General features: G+C 48.8%; 17 protein-coding genes. 8 read left to right on the top strand and 9 right to left on the bottom strand.

What is annotated here, in order from left to right; all coding sequences use genetic code 11:
• Nucleotides 1-221 precede the first annotated feature (221 nt).
• Nucleotides 222-1,436, top strand: a complete 1,215-nt coding sequence (locus tag NHAL_RS17155) for an NAD(P)/FAD-dependent oxidoreductase (RefSeq protein WP_203434334.1) — start codon at nucleotides 222-224, stop codon at nucleotides 1,434-1,436.
• A 99-nt stretch (nucleotides 1,437-1,535) separates the two neighbouring features.
• Here the strand turns inward: NHAL_RS17155 and nfi are convergent, their stop codons facing one another.
• Nucleotides 1,536-2,201, bottom strand: a complete 666-nt coding sequence (nfi, locus tag NHAL_RS17160; RefSeq protein WP_013034411.1) for a deoxyribonuclease V — start codon at nucleotides 2,199-2,201, stop codon at nucleotides 1,536-1,538.
• Nucleotides 2,202-2,249: 48 nt separating this feature from the next.
• Between nfi and moaB the strand changes: the two genes are divergently transcribed.
• Nucleotides 2,250-2,765, top strand: coding sequence for a molybdenum cofactor biosynthesis protein B (gene moaB, locus NHAL_RS17165; protein WP_013034412.1), 516 nt, complete (start codon nucleotides 2,250-2,252; stop codon nucleotides 2,763-2,765).
• Complete coding sequence (locus NHAL_RS17170; RefSeq protein ID WP_013034413.1) at nucleotides 2,755-3,003, top strand: glutaredoxin family protein; 249 nt, start codon at nucleotides 2,755-2,757, stop codon at nucleotides 3,001-3,003. The genes moaB and NHAL_RS17170 overlap by 11 nt, the downstream gene beginning before the upstream one ends.
• A gap of 42 nt (nucleotides 3,004-3,045) precedes the next feature.
• On the opposite strand, the gene NHAL_RS17175 is transcribed toward NHAL_RS17170, so the two are convergent.
• From NHAL_RS17175 to NHAL_RS17185, 3 genes are all read right to left on the bottom strand, one after another.
• Nucleotides 3,046-3,894: a transposase gene (locus tag NHAL_RS17175; protein ID WP_013034414.1), complete on the bottom strand. Its 849-nt coding sequence runs from the start codon at nucleotides 3,892-3,894 to the stop codon at nucleotides 3,046-3,048.
• 92 nt (nucleotides 3,895-3,986) lie between these two features.
• Nucleotides 3,987-4,325, bottom strand: a complete 339-nt coding sequence (locus tag NHAL_RS17180; RefSeq protein WP_013034415.1) for an EF-hand domain-containing protein — start codon at nucleotides 4,323-4,325, stop codon at nucleotides 3,987-3,989.
• A gap of 133 nt (nucleotides 4,326-4,458) precedes the next feature.
• Nucleotides 4,459-4,872 carry a DUF4168 domain-containing protein gene (locus NHAL_RS17185; RefSeq protein ID WP_013034416.1) on the bottom strand — a complete coding sequence of 138 codons (414 nt, stop codon included), beginning with the start codon at nucleotides 4,870-4,872 and terminating at the stop codon, nucleotides 4,459-4,461.
• Nucleotides 4,873-5,163: 291 nt separating this feature from the next.
• On the opposite strand from NHAL_RS17185, the gene NHAL_RS17190 reads away from it, so the two are divergent.
• Both NHAL_RS17190 and NHAL_RS17195 read left to right on the top strand, forming a co-directional pair.
• Nucleotides 5,164-6,672 carry a sensor histidine kinase gene (locus NHAL_RS17190; protein ID WP_013034417.1) on the top strand — a complete coding sequence of 503 codons (1,509 nt, stop codon included), beginning with the start codon at nucleotides 5,164-5,166 and terminating at the stop codon, nucleotides 6,670-6,672.
• Complete coding sequence (locus tag NHAL_RS17195; RefSeq protein ID WP_013034418.1) at nucleotides 6,647-8,044, top strand: sigma-54-dependent transcriptional regulator; 1,398 nt, start codon at nucleotides 6,647-6,649, stop codon at nucleotides 8,042-8,044. The genes NHAL_RS17190 and NHAL_RS17195 overlap by 26 nt, the downstream gene beginning before the upstream one ends.
• Nucleotides 8,045-8,090: 46 nt before the next feature.
• Here the strand turns inward: NHAL_RS17195 and NHAL_RS22115 are convergent, their stop codons facing one another.
• From NHAL_RS22115 to NHAL_RS17205, 4 genes are all read right to left on the bottom strand, one after another.
• A complete protein-coding gene (locus NHAL_RS22115; RefSeq protein WP_013034419.1) occupies nucleotides 8,091-8,501 on the bottom strand; it encodes a hypothetical protein in 411 nt (136 codons plus the stop codon).
• Nucleotides 8,502-8,555: 54 nt separating this feature from the next.
• Nucleotides 8,556-9,866 (bottom strand): TonB-dependent receptor, encoded by a 1,311-nt coding sequence (locus NHAL_RS22120; RefSeq protein WP_049780681.1) that lies wholly within the window; start codon nucleotides 9,864-9,866, stop codon nucleotides 8,556-8,558.
• Nucleotides 9,820-11,289: a tetratricopeptide repeat protein gene (locus NHAL_RS22125; RefSeq protein WP_049780682.1), complete on the bottom strand. Its 1,470-nt coding sequence runs from the start codon at nucleotides 11,287-11,289 to the stop codon at nucleotides 9,820-9,822. Before NHAL_RS22125 ends, NHAL_RS22120 begins: the two co-directional genes overlap by 47 nt.
• Nucleotides 11,290-11,446: 157 nt before the next feature.
• Nucleotides 11,447-13,738 carry a CHASE2 domain-containing protein gene (locus tag NHAL_RS17205; RefSeq protein WP_013034420.1) on the bottom strand — a complete coding sequence of 764 codons (2,292 nt, stop codon included), beginning with the start codon at nucleotides 13,736-13,738 and terminating at the stop codon, nucleotides 11,447-11,449.
• Between the two features lie 118 nt (nucleotides 13,739-13,856).
• On the opposite strand from NHAL_RS17205, the gene NHAL_RS17210 reads away from it, so the two are divergent.
• The 3 genes from NHAL_RS17210 (at nucleotide 13,857) to NHAL_RS17220 (ending at nucleotide 15,737) form a co-directional block, all read left to right on the top strand.
• Nucleotides 13,857-14,501: a Crp/Fnr family transcriptional regulator gene (locus NHAL_RS17210; protein ID WP_013034421.1), complete on the top strand. Its 645-nt coding sequence runs from the start codon at nucleotides 13,857-13,859 to the stop codon at nucleotides 14,499-14,501.
• A gap of 179 nt (nucleotides 14,502-14,680) precedes the next feature.
• Nucleotides 14,681-15,139 carry a pentapeptide repeat-containing protein gene (locus NHAL_RS17215; RefSeq protein WP_013034422.1) on the top strand — a complete coding sequence of 153 codons (459 nt, stop codon included), beginning with the start codon at nucleotides 14,681-14,683 and terminating at the stop codon, nucleotides 15,137-15,139.
• A gap of 112 nt (nucleotides 15,140-15,251) precedes the next feature.
• Nucleotides 15,252-15,737 (top strand): Spy/CpxP family protein refolding chaperone, encoded by a 486-nt coding sequence (locus NHAL_RS17220; RefSeq protein WP_013034423.1) that lies wholly within the window; start codon nucleotides 15,252-15,254, stop codon nucleotides 15,735-15,737.
• An 86-nt stretch (nucleotides 15,738-15,823) separates the two neighbouring features.
• Here NHAL_RS17220 and NHAL_RS17225 read toward each other — a convergent pair whose 3' ends face one another.
• On the bottom strand, nucleotides 15,824-17,146 hold the full coding sequence (locus NHAL_RS17225; RefSeq protein ID WP_013034424.1) for an alginate export family protein: 1,323 nt from the start codon (nucleotides 17,144-17,146) through the stop codon (nucleotides 15,824-15,826).
• Nucleotides 17,147-17,238: the final 92 nt, after the last annotated feature.

Below are 17,238 nucleotides of genomic sequence, written 5' to 3' on the forward strand. Positions count from 1 at the left end.
CTTATAGAGCTAGTAGGACGACACTGAACTTAACGCTTTTACCCCAGGTCGATTCTGGAAATAAGCTTAAAGAGTGAACAATGTCCTCCCATTTTCATACCCTAGTCATTGGTGGCGGTTGCCTAGGCTGCGCCTGCGCCTTTTCATACCAATTTCATGTAATTTTGCATTGTATAGATGCAGTCTAAACAAGCACTTAAAGCCTTAATAAATTGCATTCTTTGATTAAATTGGTATCAATTGCCCGCAAGCTCAATAAGTCTGCCAATACAGTGGCTCTCTTGGAGAAAAGGATTCTGGGGGCAGGGTTAAGTTCCCGCCACAGCGCCATTATCCGATCGGCCAATGCTGCTCCCATGGCAGCCCGCATGGCTCAGCTGGCGACCCAACATTGGAAAAATATGAATCCCTTGTGGGGAGTAGAAATCCCTTTTGAGCAACCGGGGGCTCTCTGGATAGCCCCGGAGGCCGGTCAAAAAAATGATAACCAGTGGCGCCAACTAGAACACTCTTTGCAGCAAGAAGGCATTGAGTTTCACAGTCTTACCCACACTGAAGCTGCAGAGCTTGGCCAACACGCCATCAAAATCAACCAGGACGAGATTTATTTCCATGAACCAGAAGCCCTCCAATTAGATCCTGCAGACATTCTCAATGCCTTGCAAAACGCTGCCACCCTCAATGGCATTGAAGTCATGGAACACACCCAAGTAACGGGTTTTGATGTGGATAGCAACGGACGAATTAGCGCAGTCCACAGCAATCATGGAAGCATCACCTGCGACTATGTCATAAATGCAGCCGGTGCTTGGAGTCCAAAGTTATTTGCACCACTGAATATTCCCATCCCCATCAGTTTGGAGCCGGTTTACGTGGCTAATTTTTTAGTGGGTACTCGGGACATTCCAACTTCGTTACCCATCATTGCCGATTTTGTTCATCACGCCTATTTTCGCCGCTGGCGAGGCAGTATTTTACATCTGCATCAACCCCGGGCTCGTAGCAGCGAAGCGATAGCCCAGGCCTTTTCCAGAGGACTGATGAATCCCGCAGGCGCCAATATTATTTATGATCCCTCAAATTATGTGCTTAATTTCGACCAGTTAGAAGCTTATTTGGGCAAGGTTAAAAATCGATTTATCAAAGCCAGAACCCCCCTCTATGCAGGGGGCTATGTTTCTTTTTTTGATATTACCCCAGACTTAAGATTTATCCTCGGAAAGGATAGCAAAATTGAAAATTTGGTCCATGTTCTAGGGGCAGGTCAGGCGCTAAAGTATGCCCCTATCTTTGGGGAAATCATCAGCGATATTATCCTCAAAGGCCAGGTTCAACATTCTCAAATTGACATCAGTGAGTTTTCCATTGGACGTTTCTCGGATCAGGCATTCGATCAATTTTGGTCTGCCCATAAAAGGGCAGAAAATAGCCTTTAAATTAGGGTAGGTTAAGGCATGTTAGCACCGTACCCACCCTAATTTAACCTTTCTGGCCTGCTCCACCCTACGCTGACAACAAAGTTCTCCAACAACTTCTTACTTTCCAGAACCGCTGGCCAATTTATCGGCGGCACGGGTGGTCTCCGGAAGCCGGTAGCGGGTAGTACAGACCATCACATAGTGAAGGGCAGTGACAAGGCTAATCCGGTGCCCTACTGAAATAAAGATAGGATTAACTCCAGTGCGGGTGCGCAGCACCGCCCCTACCGTCTCACCTTTATCCACCAAGGGGATCCAACCGCCGCGTTCATCCGGTACCGGTCCATGTTGGCCCACCAATCGGGTCTTAGCAACCCCAATGCTCGGCAAATCGGTAAGCACCCCTAGATGGCAGGCAATGCCAAAACGACGGGGATGGGCAACCCCTTGACCATCGCAGAGAAGTAGGTCCGGCATCACAGTTAATTTCTCTAAAGCAGCCAATACCGCGGGACACTCCCGAAATGACAACAATCCGGGGATATAGGGAAAACGGGTAGGCTGCCGGGCAACAGCCTGCTCCACCAGGCTCAGATCGGCGAGCCGGAGCACCACCACGGCGGCTCGAGTTATTTTGCCCTGCTCTTCAAACCCCACGTCGACCCCGGCAACGGAATGGATTTGATCCAAGCGATCTTCGGTAATCACCTGGGCCGCAAGCCGTCGTTGCAGGGCCACGGCCTCCTGAGGGGATACATTCCAAGAATGAGTTTTCACCAACACACCAGTGCTATACTAAAGATAATTTGAAATATCATAACCATAATGTCCATGGAAAGAAATTTCACACCTCTTAGTATCGCGGTGCTTACTGTCTCTGACACCCGCACAGAAGAGACCGACCGCTCTGGTAAGCTGCTGGTGGAACGGCTCCAGACAACAGGGCATCAGCTTGCCGAGAAGGCGATTGTTGCCGATAATATTTATTATATCCGCGAGATCGTTTCCCGCTGGATCGCCGATAACCAAATACAGATTATCATCACAACGGGTGGAACCGGTGTCACGGGTCGCGATAGCACACCGGAGGCCATCGCACCTTTGCTTGACAAAACCATCGAAGGTTTCGGTGAATTGTTTCGTGCTCTTTCCTATGAGGAAATCAAAACTTCGACCGTTCAGTCACGAACCCTGGCGGGGGTGGTCAACGGGACCTTTATTTTCTGTTTGCCTGGCTCCTCCGGAGCCTGCCGTACCGCTTGGGACAACATTCTTAAGGATCAACTCGACAACCGCCATCGGCCGTGCAACTTTGCTGAATTAATCCCCCGATTACATGAACACTAGCTCGACTCGACTCATTCTCTACCATACCGCAGGCTGCCATCTATGCGACGAGGCGCGTCAACTATTGACGCGAATTCCTGAAATTACCGTTGAAGAAGTGGAGATTGGGGATGATCCCCTGCTGACTGAACGTTACGGCACTCGGATTCCTGTTCTTTTGCAACCAGAATCAGGGTTAACTTTAGACTGGCCCTTCACCCTCCAGGCCATCCAACAGTGGATTGGCCCCATACAGTGATCTTCCCCAGAAGATTATGGGGTCAGTTCTCACATCTCAACATTATTTTGGGTTATGCTGTTCAAATCGCCGCACCGCTCGGCTCACCGTCATATAGTGAACCCCGAAATATTCACCAATCTCCAACATCGTGTAGGCACCAGATAAATAGGCCCGGGCCATCGCCTCATCTCTATGCTCATAGCGGTCTCGATACTCCTCCAGCGACATCGCCAAGGCGCGCCGATGGGCTTTGGAAACCTCCCGCAGTTCTTCGGGCCTTTTATCCTGCCGATACCGCTTCACAAAAGCTTCATCCCCCAACACTAATTGATGACGGGTCTGCTCCAGCGGACTGGACAGCCCTTTACCTTCCATCACAAAGCGACGATAGGACTCAATCGCCCTTTTCCGTTGCCTGCCGAAGTGACCTAGTAACCCCTCCACATCCAACCATTTCGGCACACTCGCCTCTCCTATCATGGCCAGATAACTGCTCCAAGGCCAATCCTCCAGTTTTTCCACTAATCCCCCTCGCAGCGGATTCAATACCACATATCTGGACAGCTCCAGCAAGTAGTTTTCCTTTTGGACTAAAATCGCCTTATAACGACCTTGATACAGATGACCCACCAAGTCATGGCGGCGATTAAAGCGCTGTGTATACACCCCATTGAGCTGCCGCATCCCCTTCGAGAGGTTCCCCTCCACCGTTTCCACCACCAAATGATAATGGTTGTTCATCTGACAATAGGCCCACACCACCCAGTTGAAGCGGTGGCAGACAGTGCCCAATACCTCCAACCAGGCCTCTCTATCCTCCTCTCCCAGATAGATGTCTTCGCGCCGGTCTCCTCTTGAGGTCACATGGTACAGCGCGCCTGCAAATTCCACTCTTAAAGGTCTTGCCATATTTTCAGTATAGCATCGAATACTGGAATGTGAGAACTGACCCCTTTTCCTCGACAATAGGGAAAATTTTTTTTAACGCCCTTGATTAACCCTCACTCTGTCGGCTTGATAAAATCATGGATCGATTCTTTGATTTTTTTATTCTGAAAAACACGGAACTCGGAATAATCAAGTTTATCATCATTATTCTTATCAACCTGATTGAACTTGTTGTCTACGCTTAAGTCACTCCACGCTTCTGCTTCATCTTTACTAATAAAGCCATCTAGATTTTTATCTAATTCTGTAAAAGTTGGCTGTCGTGTCCCCCATCGCTCCTCCTCATCATCAGCGGCTAAGAGACTACCTGGGAGGAAAAATAATAAAGCAGCAAAGAACACAAACACCCTACTTTTCTTTATCTGCATAATACGTAAAATTAGGTCATTCATATCAATTATTCTCGTTTATTTTCTAATAAAAATGAAGTCTAAATTAAGACTTTACCCTTATATGTAATATAAATACATAGCGAAGAGCGGCTACCAGTCGACTTAAACCTATCGACTGGCTCGCCTATTATCCTCACCAACTGTGCTGTGACTGTTCCATTAATTTCCGTATCTTCTGGCCTAACTTAGGATTAGTAGATGCAGCTTGCACTATAGCATTATAGGTCTCCACGTCTAAGTTCTCCTCCGCTTTGATTGCTTGGACCATGGCATTGCTGGCCTCCTGCTGAAGTTCTAGAGCCCGATCCCGATCCTGGGTCTGTTCTATGCGTGGGCGATACTTCACACTAATTTCATTCACTTTCTTGGAAGCGGCAGCAAAAGCCTCCAATTGATCATCACTAAATTGGGTTTGCCCAGATGGCCCCTGACCCATCCCACGACCAGAGGGAGCGCCGCTTTGGGCAGACGTTAGCGAAGCCCCCATTAAACCCAATACAATAAAAGCAACCACAAAAATGTTCTTTATCTTAAGCACGTTTTGCATTGGTTCCTCCGTTAAACTTAAGAAGTTTGCATAAGCCCCTCAAGACTCACCAAGCCACTTTATAGCCTAGCTAAATATTTTTTAGGCAAATACAGTGCCATCCTCCTTGCCAATGCCCCAGAATTACCTTTGCTATTTTTATAACTAGTAGATTCATAAATAAATTTTTAAAACAACATGGAAGCAACGCTAATTCATGTGGCTCTCGCCTGCTAGGTTATGGGGTTAACTAAGAGGAGTTTATGGTGTGTTAAAATGACACATGTGCCATGAATAAAGAATGGTTCCCCCATGACTATTCAATTATTCCGAAACGCTTATAGCCTACGTGCCGCCCTCACGCTTTTCATGGTGGTGCCTCTGGTTTCCATCCTCGCCATAACCGGTTATCTCAGTTTATCTGAGTTAGAAAAACAAACTGAAAAGCGAATGCAGGAGGACGTCGAACTTATTGCCCGAGCGATTTACCTTCCCCTCAGTCATGCCCTAGAACAAGGCCGGGAAGGGGACGTCAAGCAAGCCATAAATTCTGCTTTCCGCATCGATCGGGTCTATGGAGCATATGTCTATAATGCTCAAGGCAAGAAAGTGGCTGCCACAGGCGCCAAGGAGCCTAGCATGCAGAGCCACGAATTAACCCAGCTGGCGGCCGAGGGAAACCGGCGCGGGCAATATGGTGAATTTGACGGTGAGGAGATCTATTCCTATTTCGTACCTTTAACCAATTCCAGTGGACTCATTATTGGTCTGTTACAGCTTACCCGCCAGGGTAGTGATTTTCAGGACTATCTTGGCCAGGTGCGCTGGCAGGGTCTATTTCTCTTGGTGCTTCTTGCCCTTCTTCTCACCGGCGTCGTGATCTATGGCCAATATAGAGCTGTTGGCCGGTATCTTGCTGCTTTGATGAATACCATGGCAATGATAGAGCAAGGTGACCGCACCCATCGAGCGCCTTTGCAAGGGCCACGGGAACTGGTCGTCCTGAGTGCTTGTATGAATAACATGCTCGACAGCATTGCCCATTCAGAGGCGGAGATCTCCCGTCGGCGTGCCGAGCAATCAGCACTAGAGAACCGTTTGCGGCAATCCCAGAAAATGGCAGCCATCGGTCAACTGGCGGCCGGCACCGCCCATGAGTTGGGCACGCCACTCAGCGTAGTAGACGGCAAGGCCCAACGGCTGTTGCGCTTGCGAGATCTACCTCTACGGGTCACAGAGGGATTACAGGAAATCCGGGATGCGGTAAAGCGGATGGAACATATTGTCCGCCAACTTATGGATTTTGGACGTGCCACCCCCTTAAGTCTGCACCCGGAGATGGCGGATCGGCTAGCCCAGGCTGCCGTTTCCCAGGTCAGAGACGAGTTTGCCCATGCCGGAATGCAGTTAGAACTTGCTGGACCCCACCCTGCTCCCCTTATGCTCGTCGATCCGGTACGTATTGAACAAGTATTGACCAACCTGCTGCGCAATGGAATGCAGGCAAGCCCTGGCGGTCATGTGCGACTTTCCTGGCTTCAGGAAGGAGAATTAACAGGGTTTTGCGTAGAAGACGATGGTCCCGGCATTGACGATGATATTTATTCCCGGTTATTCGAACCATTTTTCACGACTAAACCCGTCGGTCAGGGTACCGGCTTAGGACTTTCTGTCGTCCACGGAGCCATAGAAGAACACCATGGCAGCATTGAGGTGGGACGCAGTCTGCTTGGCGGAGCCGCGTTTTATATCTTTTTCCCTCCCCTGCCCAAACCACTCCAAGGAGACTATTTGAGTGACAAGAGAAGAGATTCGTCCTAAGGAACGGGTACTGATTGTCGAAGACGATGAAGCCCTGCGTCGCCTGCTAGAGGAAGAACTGACCGATTCAGGTTTGCAAGTACGCACTGCCGGGGAGGTGGATTCGGCTTGGCAGATACTCAAAACCTGGCTGCCTGAATTGATCCTTAGCGACTTATACTTGCCGGGTGCCAATGGCGTGGAATTACTAGAACGGGTACGTACCCACCCTGTTCCCCCTGGATTCATTATGATCACGGCATTCGGAACCATCAACCAAGCAGTCGAGGCGCTCAAACTAGGCGCTGACGATTTTCTTACTAAGCCCCTGGATCTCGACCATTTGATGCTCTGCGTTATCCGTATCCTGGAGAATCGACGCTTAAAAGAAGAAGTGCAACATTTTCGAGAACTGCTGAACGACGATAACTTTCATGGCATTATCGGCCGCAGCATCCCCATGCAAACCCTTTTTGCAACCATTCGCCAACTAGCCCACGCGGCAGGTCCAGTATTAATTACCGGGGAGAGCGGCGTAGGCAAAGAATTAGTAGCACGGGCTATTCACCGGGAAAGCGGGCGGGCCGGAGGCCCCTTCATCGCTGTCAACTGTGCGGGCATCCCCACCGAACTGTTAGAGAGCGAATTTTTCGGGCATGCCGCAGGGGCTTTCACCGGCGCCAACAATGCCCGTAAGGGGTTATTTGCGGAGGCAGAAGGAGGAACGCTACTCTTAGATGAGATTGCAGAAATGCCGTTAGCACTGCAAGCCAAGCTGCTGCGTATCCTTCAAGATGGCCGTGTTCGACCTTTAGGGGCTAATCAGGAACGATGCGTGGACGTTCGGATCATAGCCGCGACTAATCGCAACCTTGAGGAGGAGGTCAACCAGGGGCGGTTTCGAGAAGACTTGTTTTATAGGCTAGAGACCTTTGTCCTGCCGGTCCCTCCCCTGCGGGATCGGGGGGAAGATCTAGATCTACTTATAGCGCGGTTTCTCGATCTATTTCGCACCCAATTGAGACGAGAAGTGCGCGGTATCCATCCCTCCGCCCTTGCTCATCTCAAAGCCTATCCGTTTCCGGGTAATGTGCGGGAACTACGCAACACTATCGAGCGTGCTGTCGTCTTCTGTCACGAAAAAGAAATCAAATTATTCCATCTGCCTGAACGCATGAGAAGAGTGCCTAAATCCAAGTCTAGGGCGAAGAATCTATCGGAGTCCCTCTCCCCATCGGATGAGAGCATGCTGTCTACCCTAGGGGAAATTGAACAGAGTTATATCCATTATGTCCTGGATCAAGTAGGAGGGAACAAACGCCGCGCCGCAGCCCTGCTCGGCATCAGCCGCCGCACTTTATACCGGCGTCTTGGCGAAGAAGAATCCAGTTAATATTTAACTGGTAGGGTCTACTCTTGCTTCGTGATCTTTACTGTGATCATATGTTCATTCTTTTATTACGCACTTGACAAGACCTGACCCTTTTGATGTGATCAATAAAAGTAGCTTTAATTCTTGTACTCAATCCGGAGGGGTGGAAAAAATTGATGCTAATAGGTATCCGATGAGTCTCTAACTCCTGAAAACCCGTGGATTGTGAGAGGTTTTTGCCCTGTTCTAAACGTTTAAAATGATATTCTGTGCTGGTGGCAATCCGGGGATGCAGAGTCCAATAGAAATAAGCACGCCCTAAATATTCATCCCAATTCTCTACTACCGCTCGGCTATCCATAGTACCTTGGATCCGCAGGTCTCGTTTAGAAAACTCAGTGCCAGCATAAAAACTAGAAGAAAATCTTTGATCAATCGCGACCCCATAGTGCCACACATCAAGGCCTTGGCGGTTCACATTCTGAATATCCTGTTCGAAGGTGGTACCAAAAAACTGAGTGAAGCCTGCTATCTAGATCGGCTCGATTGTTTGCCCTATACTGAGACCAGGTTCCAGTACTCTAAAGGCAGCAGCCCGCAATATCGTTTCCGAAGATGGCCTCCACATCAAGCCAATTTTAGGATTGAATTGGTTCCGTTCTACCAAGGTTCCTTTGAAGAAGTTTCCACTTGCCCCAAGGATCAACGTTAGAGATTCCCCGTAATTAAAATAGGAGTATAGGTAAACATTAGTATGCTGAATATTAGCCTCTGTTTCATCTAGGGTGGAACGAGGAAAGGGGATAAAAAAATCTGCCACTATTTTTTCTTGGCGGCCGAGTGTGTCGAAATGGCCTGCACCGCTAACAAGGTTTAGCCCTGCCCACCGGACTAAATGCTGGCCTTCGATTAAATAGGCCTCTTCCTTTAATTCTCCTGAAAAATTAATCGATGGATGAGTTGTTTGGAAGCCTCCTTCCACCTTCTTGTAAATAAAGAAAGCAAGGAGATCCGATCGGGGGGAAAAGCCATGGTGGAACCCAAGCCGAGCGGTTTCTGTTTTTCGATTCTGATGAAAGTTAGGATCGAAATTATCTAGGAAAAAATTGAGTCTTCTTTCTCCCTCTTCGACTTCTGTGGATCGCAACTCTGCCTGGACACTGCTGTTAGGAGACAAGGCGCCCTGGATAAACAAGTTATAGATATCCTGTTGAAAATCGTTATTGGGTCGAAACCCGTCTGTCTCAAAATGATACTGCCCTAGACTGTAAGAGAGCTTTTCTAAGAGGCCGGACTGGACAACTTCATCCCCCCAGGTGCCATTTCCCCCCACAATCCCCGAAGCCAGCAGGGCAAACCGGTCTCGGAGAAACAGGGGATTAAATTCATTTAACGACGGCGCTGCCGGCCCCAAACCACCTAAGAGAAACAAATCACTCTCCGCCAACTGGGGCTGCACGGGGGTAATGTTAATGGGTTGTAGCAGCTGAGACTGCAATAACTCACTCACGCGTGCAATTCCGCGTCGCGGTGAAAAAAAATAAGAATCTGCTAGAAGCCGATGAGCAGAATAGTTCGCAGGATCAGTATAAATAGATTTCCAACCTTCAACTAAGCCCCGGCTCTCAAATCCAAGCTCGTTATACATACGACCTATGGTGGCACTGCGAGCGGCCAAATCCTCATCAAGCAACAACTTCGACCGATAAACGGCTCTATTATCGTTCAGCTCAATGGCTTTTTGCATGTCATGCAAGGCTTCCACCGGCCGGTTGGCAGTTTGTTTGCGGATGGCGTCATAAAACCAGGGGGTGGGATCGTTGGGATCCAGCTCCTTGGCCATAGCTAACTCCGTCCCTGCTAATCCCCCCCCGCTTCTGCTCGTAATAGGCTTTGCCCAGATAGCTTCTAATCAGTGAATTATTGGGGTCCAGGCTCGCGGCAATCTCGATTTCCTGGGTACCTTCCTTCAGATCGCCCTGGCGAATCTTGGCCAGCCCTAGCCCAAGGCGCGATAAGGGATCGGCCGGATCGAGCGCAATGGCCTGTTCAAAAGCCGTCTTGGCTTGATCGATTTTGATTTCCGTTAAATAAGCAAAGCCCTGCACGGTTTGGGTCCGGGCCAAATCGGGCTCAAGTGCCACCGCCTGTTGCGCGGCCTTGGCGGCCTCATCCAAATCACCCAGGGAAAGCTGCAGTTCAGCAACCCTGGCCCACGCTAAAGCCTCTCCGGGAAAAAGCTCGATGGCCTGCTCTGCGTGTTTTAACGCTTTTTCGATATTGAAAGCTGCTTGATGAGCATAGGAAAGGGCGATTTGGGGAATGGGTGATTGGGGGTCAAGATCCGCCGCTTGTTGAGCAAGTCGCAAAGCTTGCTCTTTTTGGTTTTGCACTAGGGCAATGATGGACTGCAGGGCGTAGGCGGTTCCATAGTCAGGATTGAGTTGCAACGCGCGCTGGATCTTGGGGCGGGCTTCATCCACACGGCCCACTACCAGGAGCAAGGCCGCCTGCAAGGTGAAATAACTCGCTTCTCGAACCTCTGTCGGTACCTGCTCCAAACGGGCCAAGGCAGAAAGCAAATTTCCAGCCTGGTAATCACGCAACGCCGCGTGAATCTCTTGGGCTTCTGGGCCCCTTGGATAAATATTCGACCGCAGGTCAATAAGCGGCGGATAATAAAGGGTCCATTGCACGGCTTCTCGGGGTTCAATAACCAAACGCCGCCTCGGCGCCTGACCGGCCTCAGCCACCGCCGCTTCACCATTGGTTAAAGTAAGGCGGCCAGCCGGATTGTGGAATAGAACCCGTCCCTCAAAGACCCAGAGCAACGCTTGTTCCGGTTCTACCCGGATCACAAATTCGGTACCTTCTACCGCCGCATTCACAAAGGGCGTTTTGACTTCCAGCCGATGGGGAAAGCGGCTGATGAGGTGAATAGCACCTTTTAAGAGTTCAAACCAGGAGGGCTGTTCCGGTTCAATGTTGGAAAAAGTCACGAGGGTGCCGGCATCCAGGTGCAGGATGGTATCCTCTTGAAGCTGTACCACGGCACGGCTATAGGCTTCGATGCGGACCCTATCCCCCGCACAGAAACTCTCCCGCAACTGCACTGGCCGCCAACGCCTCTCACCCACTGGAGTCACTTTCACCTGCCCTTGTAGTGAAACAACCTGGGCCACCGGGGATACGCAACGCTCTTCAGCTAATGCCCAGGAGTGCAACACAGAAAGCACTACCAAAAGCATAGGAAGCCGCAAACCCATACCAGCCTCCCTCTATTAATAATTATCGTTTTAATTTTCTAAGTGGCCGATTTCAATGAGAATACACGGCCTACTTGGGCGCTAGTCTACCCTTTATCAGAACATCCCCCTCCTAGGAAAACCCCTCTTTGTTTATACCTTTATAATTTTATGTAGCCTACATTGAAGTCTTCTTCCAGCTTTTTTCCCTATGCTCGGCTGTGACCGTCAGCCCCGATCGGGTTGCCTTACGGCGTTCCTCTACATAACCCAAATCAATAATGCCGTCCCAGGAAGTAGCAGGGGGCTTTTGAGCATAATGCCCGGCTAAGCGCAGATAAAAATAGGAAGGGCCATCATTACCATAGCTTGCTAATAACGCTCTGAAAGCCAACAAAGCCTCTTGCCACCGTTGGCGCTGGAATATCCGAAGGGCTGCTTCGAATTGCTCACAGTGGTCTCGTAGAGTCTTGTTTACCTCTTCTGTGCGGCAGACCAGCTCATGAATGGCTAAGGGCTGGCTTCTTCCCCTTACACGGAAACATCCGACCTTCCGGGTAAAGATGCTTTCTAGCCCTGCAATGACTTCACCGGAGGTCAACACGCAGGTCCCTAGGATCTTGTTTAAATTCTCAATTCTACTGGCCACATTGGCCACATCCCCCACTGACCGATATTCGAGATGATCCCTGGAACCTACCTCACCAATGACCATTTTGCCGTAATGCAATCCTATCCGGGTAGGCAGAGAAACTTCGGGGGTACGGTGGTTGAATTCTGCAACGGCGTCAACAATATCGAGAGCAGCTAAACAGGCCTGCTCTCGGAGGCTCTGTTTGCGAACTGCCTCTACCCATATGGCCATTATCGCATCGCCTCTTATATCCGAGATTTCCCCTCCCCGAAACTTTACGGGTTCAAAGATATTTTGGAAATATTCATTAAGGAGTAAGTACAACTGATTAAGCTCAAGGCGCTCCGCAAGAGGTGTATACTGCTGGACGTCTGTGGCAAGGCAAACCCCCTTAGCAATTTGCGCTGGCGGTGGTTCGGAATGCCGATTCCACCTTCTCCAAAACCAATCTGGAAGATAAGGTCTAATGGCCTTCCCAATAGTCAGATACCGCCATAACAAGGCCCCTAGCAATCCAAATGGCAATTGCCACAGTAAAGGTATTACCAGGGGCAGCCATAGTCCCTCACTTACAAATAAGTGATAGGCCACACTCATATAGCCTACTGCCAGGGCCACCGCGGTAGGAATCAAAGCATAAGCATTCAGAAACAGGAATAAAAATCCTATCGCCACTCCCCACAGCACAATCACAAGGTAATGGAGAAAAAGGGGCAAGGGAGTCACGCTGCGACTTTCCAAAAGATTGGCAAAGACCGTAGCTGCAATCTCTACCCCACTGATATCTAAGCCATCCGGCTGGGAGTAAACAGTATAAAATCCGTCTTTTTGCTCCGGTTGAAATTGCTCACTAAAACCTACAAAAACAGCTTTGCCTTTAAATGAAACAGGCAAAGAAGCCTCCCCCTCTCCCGCCAATATCCGGTGATAGGGGATAGTGCTGATACTGTGAGGGGGGCCATAAAAATCCAGGAAAAGGCTCTCTGGAGAGCTAAAGACCCTAATCAAAGCGGCAACTACAGAGTGCCCTTGAGAGTGAGTAAGGGACTCAGAGCTCTGCAAACGAGCCAACAGGCTTTGGGGCAGTTGAGCCTCCCCCTGAAATAGTTTTTGCAGATGTATAGCTAGCGCCGTAAGGTCTGATTGGCCTGGAGCAGTTTCCCATTCGCTTTTCAGCCGCTGGGTTTCTCCCGTAGCCATTTCCACCTCATTGAGTAAACGCAAGAAATCTTCATAATAAGGACGTGCATAGACCTGTAAAGCGGTAACCGGCAACGTGGGTATGCCAAGTTTAAAAAGCCAGGCTTGATTAACCCTAACCGGCACTTTAGGGAGTGGAAACGGTGCTGTCATGGCGGCAGCACTGGCGAGTTCAGAAACAGGGGGTAGCCGTTCCTCGATTTCGATCTCTGCTTGCTTGCCTCCGATTGCAACCCGTTTCCGCTTCTTTTTTAAATACTCAAATAAGACCACATTGCCCGCTTCCCGGATAGCTTCTGCAAAAAGTTGGTCCTGGTCAGGGTTGCGGGGCTCATCGAAAATAACGTCAAAGGCAATTACCGCCGCACCACTCTGGGTAAGGCGATGTACGAGACGGGCATGAAGTTTTCGCGGCCATTTATCCGGCTCGTTTGGCAAACCAAACCAATCCGAGGACTCCCGGTCAATAGTGACAATAACCACTTCTTCAGGTGCCGCACGAGGCCCCCGCAATTTGAAAAGCCAAAGGAGTCCCAAATCAAGTTCGAGGCGGCCTAGGGATGGTGCTATCGTTGCCAGGAAGCCCCCCCACGCCGTGAGTAGTCCTAGTACGGCAGCCTTAGCTGGCCTTGACATGTTTGTCTCCCCTGCTTAGAGATAGGGTAATTGCCTATAATTTTGTACAGTAGTCTAATTAAGGAATATTTCCATTTGAACTATGGCGACAGGGGTACCCCCATTAGGATGACATTCAATGCCTTTAAATACATTATCCCCCTTAGAATTCTCTCCAGAAGACCTAGAGTTGCTTTGCAGTTGCGGAGTCACTAGGAGCTACCCGAAGCATACAGTCTTGATTCACGAGGGGGATCTCAGCGACTCGCTTTATATCATCTTGAGCGGTAAGGTGAAGGTTTATGTCAGCGATGAAAATGGCAAAGAAGCCATTCTCCGGACCCAGAAAGAAGGAGAATACTTTGGCGAGTTAGCACTGCTTGATGAGAGACCCCGCTCAGCCTCCGTGATGACCCTTGAAAAATCCCGTCTATCGGTGGTCTCAAAAGCCGTATTTAGCCGCTGCCTTAAAGAACATCCTGATTTCGCGCTCAAGCTCCTTTGTACTTTAACCCACCGAGTCCGTTCTCTCACCGAGAGTGTCAGGAACTTAGCATTACTGGATGTCTATGGCCGGGTCGCCCGCACTCTTTTGGACCTTGCCACTGAAAAAGACGGTAAGCTGATCATCGAAGAACGTCCCACCCATCAGGAGATTGCGCAAAGAGTAGGCGCCTCCCGGGAGATGGTCAGCCGTATCATGGGGGATCTTGCCACTGGGGGCTATATCGAAGTCACTTCCAAAACCATTGTTATCCCTCGAAACTTGCCGCCTGCCTGGTAATCTTTACCATCACCCAGGGCCAGGCAAACAAGTAACAGCCTTGGGGAAAAATATTTCATTACTTATCCCCTACTTGGAAGAAAAATTAAATTTATTAAAATAAAGAGAGCTTAATCTCTCCGAGACAAGCATTACGGACCCTATTGATTTCCAACCTAAAACTGTCAAACACCAGGATAATGCTGACATCATCTAACGAAGAGTCCCTCCATCTGCATGAGAACGAATTCAAGAATATCCTTGCCGCCCATCAACAGTGGCTACGATCAGAGGGAAAAGAAGGTCAACAAGCCCACCTTGATGGGGTTATCCTTCGGGGGGCTAATCTGAAAGGCGTTAATCTCCAGCGAGCCAACCTGACCTTGGCCTGCCTAGAGGGGGCCAATCTAGAAAATGCTGACCTTCAAGGATGCACCCTCATCCTTGCCAGCCTAAAAGAAGCGAACCTGACCAATGCTAGGCTTCGGGGAGCGGACCTCAACAGTTGTAAATTACAGGCGGCTGATCTTCAGGGAGCTGATCTATCCGCTGCCAACCTAGAATGGACCGACTTATCCCATGCGAACCTTTATCAGACCAACCTCCGCGGTGCCAACCTAGACAATGCTAACCTCAATGACGCCAAAGGCCTTACTTAGAAACCGGAACTAAAGCCCTTACTTAGAGGTCGGAACTAACTGCCTTAATTTTAAGAGAGAAAGAATCCTTAATGTAGTTCCCTTATCCACCCTACCTTTTTGGAGGTCTCAGATGAAAAAATCAATACTCGCTATTTCCGTTCTCATATTCGCCTTGGCTTTCCCTGTTATCTCCTTGGGAGGAGGAGACGATCATGGAAAATCTGATGAGCATCATAATCACGGGAAAAAACATTCGGGATACGCTCATATGGTGCTCTCAAAAGCTGAAAAGCTGAATCTCTCTAATGATCAATTAGGCAGTATCATGCGGATCCATCTAGACCATAAAAAAATCCGCAAAGAACTTATGAAAAAACTGCATAACAGTATGGTCGAGGCCCATAAAGGCTTGATGAACCCGAGCACCCAAGATAATGCCATACGCGCCGCTTCCAAAAACCACATCGATGCCTTAAACAAGATGGTAGACAATGCATTAAAAGAGCGCAGCGAAGTCAACAATGTGCTGACAAAAGAACAAAAAGATAAACTAATATCTATGAAAAAGGAACATAAAATGGAACATCATCATGATGAAGGTGGGCATGAAGAATAAAATATCTTAAAATCAAATAATTAAACAAGGAACCCCGCTTCAGCGGGGTTCCTTGTTTAAGAGCCCTTTTCTAAATTTTCCCGCCGCTAGAACTGTAATTGAGCGAAGGCCCAAAATTTAGAGATATCTTTATCTAGGCTGCCCCCATTACGGAGGGTGTTTTGAGTGTTATTATCTGCCATGTAGTCCGCATATTTCAGGCCTACCGTATAGTGCTTCATAAAAGTATACGTTGCCAACAAATCAATCTCACTGCCGTAGTCATAATCAAGATTATCTGACCAAAACTCATGATAGACCGCCATAAACTTGGCGCCAAAAGCGGTAGCACTCACGGTAAAATAAAGATCCTGAATACCGTCACGGGGGGTCTTCAAAAACTTATCCGCCCACCCCTGGAAAGCATGGCCGGTGGCGAGTTGCGTCTGAAAACCGTAAGTACCATCCCCGCTTAGCCGCTCATAATCGACCTTGGCAGTCAGTATTTTATAACTGCCACCTAGCTGCAAATGGATATAATCGGAATCGTTTGGCTCCCGATCATCTCCGGGATTCCGACGGCCATCGGCAAAATCACTTTGGTTAGCATATTCAGCTTGATACAGAACCCGAATATTCTCCGTCACCGGCGGTGCGCCATAAACCCGAGCACCAAAGGTTTTGGTGGAATCTAGTTCATCAAAATCCACTCCCGGTTCATCCTCATTTTGATTGTCAATCAGATAACCATAAGCCTCCATTTTGGCGTGAGCTAGCCCCGTATATTGGGCATTGAAGAGATGAGTATTCATCTCGGTATCACTTCGAAGGGAGTTATCTTCACCGAAGATGCGGTTGCTGTTCCAGATGAAAGCGTAGCTTAAGGTCGTCTCGGGCAAAGACTGATTCGCCACTGAAAAGGCATCAAAAGTTTGCCAATTCTGCCGCCATAAAACAGTGCCAATAAAGCGGTGCAGGGGAGCCTTGCGATAGGTAATGATCTGCCGACCTGCCCTGAAAACAGTTTTATCAAGCCCCTGATAACTGAGATAGGCTTGATTAACTTCGGTATCTTCGGGATCAATCACTGCGGGGAATTGGGTTTTACCGTTCACACCATCAAAGAAGTCATCCCCCCCTAAATGCCTGACATCTTCAAGTTCAAGATAAGCGCCAAAATCATAGAATAACCCCGTACGGTACCCCAAAGCCGTCCGCAAGGTATTGGCATTGGCGTCCTTATTTTTATTTTCATCATCCACATGCTCGAAGCGATAACGGAGATAGAGAGTAGGCTTACCCCCTATAAGGGCTTGCCATAGGCTATCTTCCCCATAGACTGGAGTAGGGCTAATGAAACCTGCCGTGGCAACAATAAACATCAAAGCTTGAACAAAAGAGTATAAGTATAAATTTCTCAATAGCTTCATTTTTCTATTCGTTATTGAAAAGTTTTCCAGGAAACAGAAATAATATTGAATTAAGGACTATATTTGCTTATTTTGTCGATCTGAGGCTGTAT

The organism is Nitrosococcus halophilus Nc 4 (genome assembly GCF_000024725.1).
Lineage (GTDB): Bacteria > Pseudomonadota > Gammaproteobacteria > Nitrosococcales > Nitrosococcaceae > Nitrosococcus > Nitrosococcus halophilus.

Bases quoted from the DNA above. Each gene is read 5' to 3' on its own strand.
- moaB (WP_013034412.1), top strand. From the start codon at position 2,250: ATGGAAAGAAATTTCACACCTCTTAGTATCGCGGTGCTTACTGTCTCT.
- NHAL_RS17170 (WP_013034413.1), top strand. From the start codon at position 2,755: ATGAACACTAGCTCGACTCGACTCATTCTCTACCATACCGCAGGCTGC.
- NHAL_RS17175 (WP_013034414.1), bottom strand. From the start codon at position 3,894: ATGGCAAGACCTTTAAGAGTGGAATTTGCAGGCGCGCTGTACCATGTG.
- NHAL_RS17180 (WP_013034415.1), bottom strand. From the start codon at position 4,325: ATGAATGACCTAATTTTACGTATTATGCAGATAAAGAAAAGTAGGGTG.
- NHAL_RS17185 (WP_013034416.1), bottom strand. From the start codon at position 4,872: ATGCAAAACGTGCTTAAGATAAAGAACATTTTTGTGGTTGCTTTTATT.
- NHAL_RS17190 (WP_013034417.1), top strand. From the start codon at position 5,164: ATGACTATTCAATTATTCCGAAACGCTTATAGCCTACGTGCCGCCCTC.
- NHAL_RS22120 (WP_049780681.1), bottom strand. From the start codon at position 9,866: ATGGCCAAGGAGCTGGATCCCAACGATCCCACCCCCTGGTTTTATGAC.
- NHAL_RS22125 (WP_049780682.1), bottom strand. From the start codon at position 11,289: ATGGGTTTGCGGCTTCCTATGCTTTTGGTAGTGCTTTCTGTGTTGCAC.
- NHAL_RS17205 (WP_013034420.1), bottom strand. From the start codon at position 13,738: ATGTCAAGGCCAGCTAAGGCTGCCGTACTAGGACTACTCACGGCGTGG.
- NHAL_RS17210 (WP_013034421.1), top strand. From the start codon at position 13,857: ATGCCTTTAAATACATTATCCCCCTTAGAATTCTCTCCAGAAGACCTA.
- NHAL_RS17215 (WP_013034422.1), top strand. From the start codon at position 14,681: ATGCTGACATCATCTAACGAAGAGTCCCTCCATCTGCATGAGAACGAA.
- NHAL_RS17220 (WP_013034423.1), top strand. From the start codon at position 15,252: ATGAAAAAATCAATACTCGCTATTTCCGTTCTCATATTCGCCTTGGCT.
- NHAL_RS17225 (WP_013034424.1), bottom strand. From the start codon at position 17,146: ATGAAGCTATTGAGAAATTTATACTTATACTCTTTTGTTCAAGCTTTG.